This window comes from Cryobacterium sp. Y50 (genome assembly GCF_002929805.1).
In the GTDB taxonomy this organism is placed as follows: Bacteria; Actinomycetota; Actinomycetes; order Actinomycetales; family Microbacteriaceae; genus Cryobacterium.
In genome coordinates, this window is record NZ_PJJM01000036.1 from 1 (window position 1) to 6,889 (window position 6,889).

At 61.1% G+C, this 6,889-nt stretch carries 6 protein-coding genes; 1 reads left to right on the forward strand and 5 read right to left on the reverse strand.

Annotation, left to right across the window (positions count from 1 at the left end):
- Positions 1 to 498 precede the first annotated feature (498 nt).
- Entirely contained in the window at positions 499 to 861 is a 363-nt protein-coding gene (locus CXY73_RS00445) for a hypothetical protein (RefSeq protein ID WP_104176437.1), read from the forward strand.
- Between the two features lie 82 nt (positions 862 to 943).
- Here CXY73_RS00445 and CXY73_RS00450 read toward each other — a convergent pair whose 3' ends face one another.
- From CXY73_RS00450 to lipA, 5 genes are all read right to left on the reverse strand, one after another.
- Positions 944 to 1,705, reverse strand: coding sequence for a succinate dehydrogenase iron-sulfur subunit (locus CXY73_RS00450; protein ID WP_104176438.1), 762 nt, complete (start codon positions 1,703 to 1,705; stop codon positions 944 to 946).
- Positions 1,706 to 1,959: 254 nt separating this feature from the next.
- A complete protein-coding gene (locus tag CXY73_RS21280) occupies positions 1,960 to 2,259 on the reverse strand; it encodes a DUF2249 domain-containing protein (RefSeq protein ID WP_158253958.1) in 300 nt (99 codons plus the stop codon).
- 68 nt (positions 2,260 to 2,327) lie between these two features.
- Positions 2,328 to 2,693: a cupin domain-containing protein gene (locus CXY73_RS00455; RefSeq protein ID WP_368665843.1), complete on the reverse strand. Its 366-nt coding sequence runs from the start codon at positions 2,691 to 2,693 to the stop codon at positions 2,328 to 2,330.
- Between the two features lie 376 nt (positions 2,694 to 3,069).
- A complete protein-coding gene (locus CXY73_RS00460) occupies positions 3,070 to 5,049 on the reverse strand; it encodes an aconitate hydratase (RefSeq protein WP_104176439.1) in 1,980 nt (659 codons plus the stop codon).
- Positions 5,050 to 5,676: 627 nt separating this feature from the next.
- Positions 5,677 to 6,663 carry a lipoyl synthase gene (lipA, locus tag CXY73_RS00465; RefSeq protein ID WP_104176440.1) on the reverse strand — a complete coding sequence of 329 codons (987 nt, stop codon included), beginning with the start codon at positions 6,661 to 6,663 and terminating at the stop codon, positions 5,677 to 5,679.
- Between the last annotated feature and the right edge of the window lie 226 nt (positions 6,664 to 6,889).

Here is a 6,889-nt window from a genome sequence, read left to right on the forward strand (position 1 = left end):
ACGCTGGGCCGCGGAGGAAGGCTACCCGGTCACCAATTTCGACCGCGTCGGCGACGCCGCTTGGACCATCACCGTTCAAAACGCCTAATCCCGCCGCTGCGCGATCCGGATAGCCAAGACTGAACGACCCCACCCTTAGCGGATGTTTTCGTTCCATTACTACTTAGACCTCTGGTTGGACTGGCTGGCAATCATCGGTTTCGCCGCCGTCATGTTCAACTTCGGCGTCGTGAACGTGTTTTCCAGGGGCCTGCACTCGTACTCGGGGTTGTAAATACTTCGCTCCCGCTCCGGCTTGGGACTCAGTCCTTCGAAGAATTGATTAAAGCTCTTGCGGGTTGTTCGGTGAGTACCCTGGGTGTGGCGGCCAATTGTTGAGCTAGGCCGGCTGTCGCAGTGGTCTGTTCCATTGCGCGTGCTGGAACATTGGGTGGCCTCCGACTCAGCCAGCCTGCTGGAGTAGGTTTGAATGATTGACTTCGCGAAGGATGGGCTGACGTGGTGAAGGATCGATTGAAGGGCAACCGCTCGACGTTAGAGACAGCTGCGGAAGCGATTCGTGAGCTGTGCGAGCCAGTTTCCCCGCCTAAACGCACACTTGATTACCGGAACTACTTTTGCGCCAGGAACCTCGATAACAAGGAGGTCGTGGAGCGGAACGAGCCGCGTAGAGCTGCTTTTTACGCAGCTATAGTCGAGTATGCCCGTGCCTATTCGGAAATCTGGGATGAGTTGGAGGCCGCCGGATATTCACCGCGCGAGGCCGCGAGTATTGAGAAGGAAGTCTCTTACTTTCTGGAGCTGCGCGAGGAGCTGAAGCGCGCAGCAGATGACAGCGTCGCCGAGGACACCACACACTAGACGAACAGATCAACAAATCCGCTCAGTCTTAGACCAGCCGCCAGCACCGTGACCCGATGCGGCGCCGCCGGTTTACTTGTGCTTACACCTTGCCGGTCAGGATGGCTTGTTTGACCTCGGCGATGGCTTGGGTCACCTGAATTCCGCGGGGGCAGGCATCCGTGCAGTTGAAGGTCGTGCGGCAACGCCACACGCCTTCTTTGTCGTTGAGAATGTCGAGGCGCACTTGGGCGCCATCGTCGCGTGAGTCGAAGATGAAGCGGTGTGCTGCAACGATCGCGGCCGGACCGAAGTACTGACCGTCGGTCCAGAACACCGGGCAGGCGGTAGTGCAGGCGGCACATAGAATGCACTTTGTGGAGTCGTCAAAGCGGGCGCGCTGGGCGACCGTCTGAATGCGCTCCTTGCCCTTTTCCGGCTTAACGTTGTTCATCATAAACGGCTGTATTTCCTTGAAGGAGTCGAAGAACGGCTCCATGTTCACGATGAGGTCCTTCTCCAGCGGCAGGCCCTTGATTGCCTCCACGTAGATGGGCTTCGTGACGTCGAGGTCCTTCATGAGCGTCTTGCAGGCGAGACGGTTACGGCCGTTGATGCGCATGGCATCCGAGCCGCAGACGCCGTGCGCGCAGGAACGACGGAAGGTCAACGAGCCATCCTGTTCCCACTTGATCTTGTGCAGCGCGTCGAGCAGGCGGTCAGAGGGGTAGAGCTGCACGTCGAAGTCCTGCCAGTGCGGCTCTTCGTCAGCCTCCGGGTTGAACCGGCGCACAATGATCGTGGCGGTGAATGACTTGATTTCTTCGGGGATGATGGGCTTGTTGTCGATCGTGGCTGTGCTCATTACTATTTCCTTTCCCTCGGTGGTAGTGCGTGATCTTGACCGGGGAATGATTCACTTTCCATAAATAGATTGGGTTCAAGGAAACGTACGGTTTGCACTGTTACGAAGATTCGCGCTCGTAGACGACCACCGCTGTCCTCCCATAACATGCTAACTGCTTTAATCGCTCGGGCGCCGGTCGGCAACGACAGGACGCAACTGTGAACCCGAGCGTGCTCTTGTTGCTCAGCAACCACGTGTTTATCCGCCCGTGTTCACAGGGTCTGCACGATTTGTAGCTGGGGCCGTGTCGCCACATTGCGGAGATCAGGACACCTCGCGATCGTGCTGAGGGTTAGGCGCGGCTGAAGCGCACCCGCCAGAACTTCGGGCTTCGTTCGATGTAGCTCACGCCGAAAGTGTCGGGCTGGCTCTGCTGAAGTTCCGCCAGCATCCGTTGGGCGGGGGTCGTGCGGTTCGATCACATTTCGGGCGAATCCCGGCACAACGGCGTCGAGCGCCCCGATGACGGCCGCGTGCCGGATAGCGTGTGGGATAGTGCGGGCGTCGAGCACGATGTTTAGTCCCTGGGGCCGTCCCGTCGACGGTCCTATCTGCCGTCGGCCGGCCGAGTGCAATCGGCTTAGGACGCCGCCGGAGCGATGAGCTTGGCTACGGTGAGCAGGATGACCGCGTCCTCGATAGCCTCCAGCGAGTTACGGCCCGGCGGCATCGTGATCAGGTCCCCGCGCCATCCAGACCACGATGCGCCACCTGCGGTGAGGACGACCCGCCCCTCGAGGACCTGCACGGTCGCTTCAGCCAGGTTGTCGTGTTCTTTGAGGCGTTGTCCAGCACGGAGAGCAATCAGCGTTTGCCGGAGGACGTGCGCGTGGCCGCCGTACACGGTCTCCGCGCTGCGACCACTGGATGCGTCCCGTGCGTGATTGAGATGGTGGCGCACGAGTGCGGTGAGCGACTTCTTGTGCATGTCGGTCTCAACTTTCATTTCCCTCATGCTCCGCTACCGCTGCGCGCGTGTCAACGGTGAGGTGATTGCCGCGCGTGGCCGGTCGGTGCGCCCGTTCTCAGTTCGGAGTCGGCTACGCTGCCAGCGCGTGGAGACCACTGATTCTCGAGCATCTCATACTGGTAGGTCTCCGTTTTTTGCCCGGTCCGAGTGCATAGTGCCGCGATTGAGCTGAAGGTCGTTTAAATGGCGAAGGGTGGTCCATCGGCTTCACCGGAGAGGGCCGGCTACGTGGTACCGGCGACGAACACGCTTTCGTGGCTCGTCTGGAGCTCACCGTCACGTGTGCGACGGGACGGTGAGCGTCACAGAACGAAATTTCGCCGCGAAATGAAACAGCGCGGGCCTATTTGGTTTATACAGGAGTGGCGGCTCCGCGCGCGCTCCGGTTGCGCAGCCAGGGGATGAGGCCACCGACGAGGAGCATTTCGATCTGCCGGTTCGAAAGTTCGTGGCGGACAGAGTAGACCTCATCACGGGTTGTGTTGCGCACGAGGATCTCCGTTCCGTTCGAGAGAGCCTCCCGGATCCCGTCGAGCACGAGCACATCATCCTGCGCGATGCGATCGTGATCGGCCGGATCCGCGAACTGGAGCGCCAGCGCGCCGAAGTTGGCGAGGTTCTGCCAGTGGATGCGTGCGAACGAGACTGCCAGCACCACCCGCAGTCCGAGGAAGCGCGGGGTGATCGCGGCGTGCTCTCTAGAGGAACCCTGCCCATAATTGGCGCCCGCGACGATCATGTGGCCGGTCGTGTCGCGGGTGAGAGCGGCGCGAGTCGGGTAGGTCGGGTCGACTTGGTCGAAGGTGAACTCGGCGAGCTTGGGGACGTTGCTGCGGAAAGGGAGCACGCGCGCACCGGCCGGCAGGATTTCATCGGTCGAGATGTCATCGCCCACGATCAGGGCGACGGGTGCCTCGATGTGCTCGGCGAGTGGTCCGAAGACCGGCAGCGAGGAGATGTTCTCGCCCTTGACTAGATGCACCCCTATGGATTTCTCCGGCGGTAAGGGCTTCTCGAGCATCGTCAGGTTCACGCTCGACACCGTCGGAAGTGCGATCTGGGGATATTCCAAGCCGAAGAGCTCGGGCAGGTCCCGCGGGTCGGTGATCTGTCCCGTCAGCGCGGCGGCGGCTCCCGTCTCCGGCGAGCACAGGTAAACCGAGTCTTCTTGGGTGCCTGAGCGACCGGGAAAGTTGCGCGGCATCGTGCGCAGGCTGATGCTGCCATTGGCCGGGGCTTGGCCCATGCCGATGCAGCCCATGCAGCCGGACTGATGCAGCCGGGCGCCCGTTCCGATCAGATCCAGGGTGGCCCCCATGAGGGTTAGATCCTGCAGAATCTGCCGGGAGCTGGGATTGACGTCGAGGGACAGGCCGGGGAAAGACTGGCGTCCCTTCGTGATCGCGGCAACGATCGCGAAGTCGCGCAGGCCGGGATTCGCGGAGGACCCGATCACGACCTGTTCCACTGGGCGCCCCGCCACTTCGCGTACCGGCACGACGTTGCCGGGCGAGCTGGGAAGCGCGATCAACGGTACGATCGAAGCCAGGTCAATCTCCTCGGTCACGTCGTAGGCTGCATCTTCGTCCGCGAGCAGTTCGGTGAAATCCTGCTCGCGTTGTTCGGCGCGCAGGAAGGTCCGCACTTGATCATCGGCCGGGAAAACGGTGGTGGTCGCGCCCAGTTCGGCGCCCATATTGGCGATCACGTGTCGATCCATCGCGGTCAGAGTTGCGAGGCCAGGGCCGTAGTACTCGACGATCCGATTGACGCCGCCCTTGACGCCGTGCCGGCGCAGCATCTCGAGGATGATGTCTTTGGCGCTGGTCCACGGCGGCAGTTGTCCGGTGAGTTTCACTCCCCAGATTTCGGGCATCCTGATGTACAAGGGCTCGCCGGCTATGGCCAGGGCTACCTCGGTGCCGCCGACGCCGATGGCCAGCATCCCGAGCGAGCCGGCCGCTGGGGTGTGGCTGTCGGAGCCGACCATCGTCTTGCCGGGGATACCGAAGCGTTGCATGTGCGTGGGGTGTGACACCCCGTTGCCGGCCTTCGAAAACCACAGGCCGAACCGTTGGCAGGCGGAGCGGAGAAAGTCATGGTCCTCCGCGTTCTTGCTGTCGGCCTGCAATAGGTTGTGGTCGACGTACTGCACGGAAACCTCCGTGCGAGCGCGATCCAGTCCTAACGCCTCCAACTCCAGCATTACCAGGGTACCGGTCGCATCCTGGGTGAGGGTCTGGTCGATGTGCAGGCTAATTTCGGTCCCCGGCACCATCTCCCCGGAGACCAGGTGCGTTGCGATGAGTTTCTGTGCGACGTTGTATGCCACGGTAAGCTCCCTTACTCGATAGCGGTGCCCGCCGACATCCGTCGGTATGAATTGGCCTTCGGGGCATGCCACTGATACTAGGGTAGGCCACTCGTGGCGCCGGGGCCTACCCTCCCAGGACAACGGACATCGTCCGGACCGGATGCGTGCTGTCGTTTCGTCACGTTCTCAACGTCGGGCTACCGGTCGGGTGGGGTCTTGGGCGGCGACGCAAACACCCGACCACGAAATCCTCCAGCTCGGCCAGTACCGCAGCAACTGCATCATCCTCATGACCTACATAACCGCTTTAAGTAATCTAGTGAAGCAAGCCTCTGACCGCCGGGGTGCGTGGTCGACTGCACCCGTTCACTCACGGCCTTAGCGTGATGGATCCAATTGTTTCTGGGTGCAGTCCACCCGCCGTGCCGATCACTACCCGGCCGGCTCACGACCCTGTCAATCAGGACACTCTCGTTGCGCTGAGTGCCCGACCTCAAGAGGCCGGGCAGTGTCGCCTTATACGACGCGGATGCCTTATGCATCAAGGGTTGGAGCCAATTGTGATCCATAACGAGCCTGCGCTCTTTTAGCCCAAACGTCAACGAAAACTCGGTACAAACGCCCGACTTCTGGCTCCCAAGTAATCTAGACGGCCTGCGTGAAGCCGAGCGAAGCATCCGCCAGTGGTCTGAGGTGTTCGGGGACCTCTCGCCCCTTGGCCTGCATGGACTGTGCCCAGAGCCTGCCTGCCCGATACGATGATCGGACGAGCGGGCCGGCCAGCACCCCGAGGAATCCGATCTCCTCGGCCTCCGCTTTCAGCTCGATGAACTCCTCCGGATTCACCCAGCGATCGACAGGCAGATGCCGCGGGGTCGGCCGGAGGTATTGTGTGATCGTCATGATGTCGGTGCCTGCGTCATGCAAGTCCTGCAAGGCCTGTGTAATCTCCGACCGTTCTTCTCCCATGCCGAGAATGAGATTCGACTTCGTGATGAGCCCCGCGGCGCGCGCCTGGGTCAAAACATCCAAGGAACGCTCATAGCGAAATGCTGGCCTGATGCGCTTGAAAAGTCTCGGAACGGTTTCGACATTGTGCGCGAAGACCTCGGGCTTGGAGGAGAAGACCTCGCCGAGAAGGTCGGGTTTGCCGGAGAAATCGGTGGCGAGAATCTCGACGCCGGTGCCGGGACTCTGCTGATGGATTTGCCTGACCGTTCCGGCGTGCAGCCATGATCCCTCGTCTGGCAAGTCATCTCGGGCAACGCCCGTGATCGTGGAGTAGCGCAGATTCATCTTCACGACGGATTCCGCGACGCGCCTCGGTTCATCTGTGTCGTATTGTGCGGGTTTGCCTGTGTCGATCTGGCAGAAATCGCAGCGTCTGGTGCATTGCGAACCGCCGATCAGGAAGGTTGCTTCCCGATCTTCCCAGCACTCGAAAATGTTGGGGCAGCCGGCCTCCTGGCAGACAGTGTGCAGGTTTTCGCTCTTCACCAGGTTTTGTAGCTTGCGGTATTCGGGGCCCATCCTGGCGACGGTCTTGATCCACGCAGGCTTTCGATCAATAGGCGTTTCGGCATTGCGGATTTCAAGGCGGAGCAGCTTCCGGTCCGCTGGGACAGCGCTCATGCGGCCACCGTCATTTCATTCATGAAGTGTGCCTTGATGGGGTCGATCAGTTCGGATGTGTGCACCGTGCGACCGAGAACGCGCGACATGGTCGTCACCCCGGCATCCTTGATTCCGCAGGCGATGATGTGCTCGTACGGCTCGCGGGGGATAAACGGTACACTCCAGCATGACCGGGATGCTTATCGGCTATGCACGCGTATCCACCAACGACCAAGACCTCAGC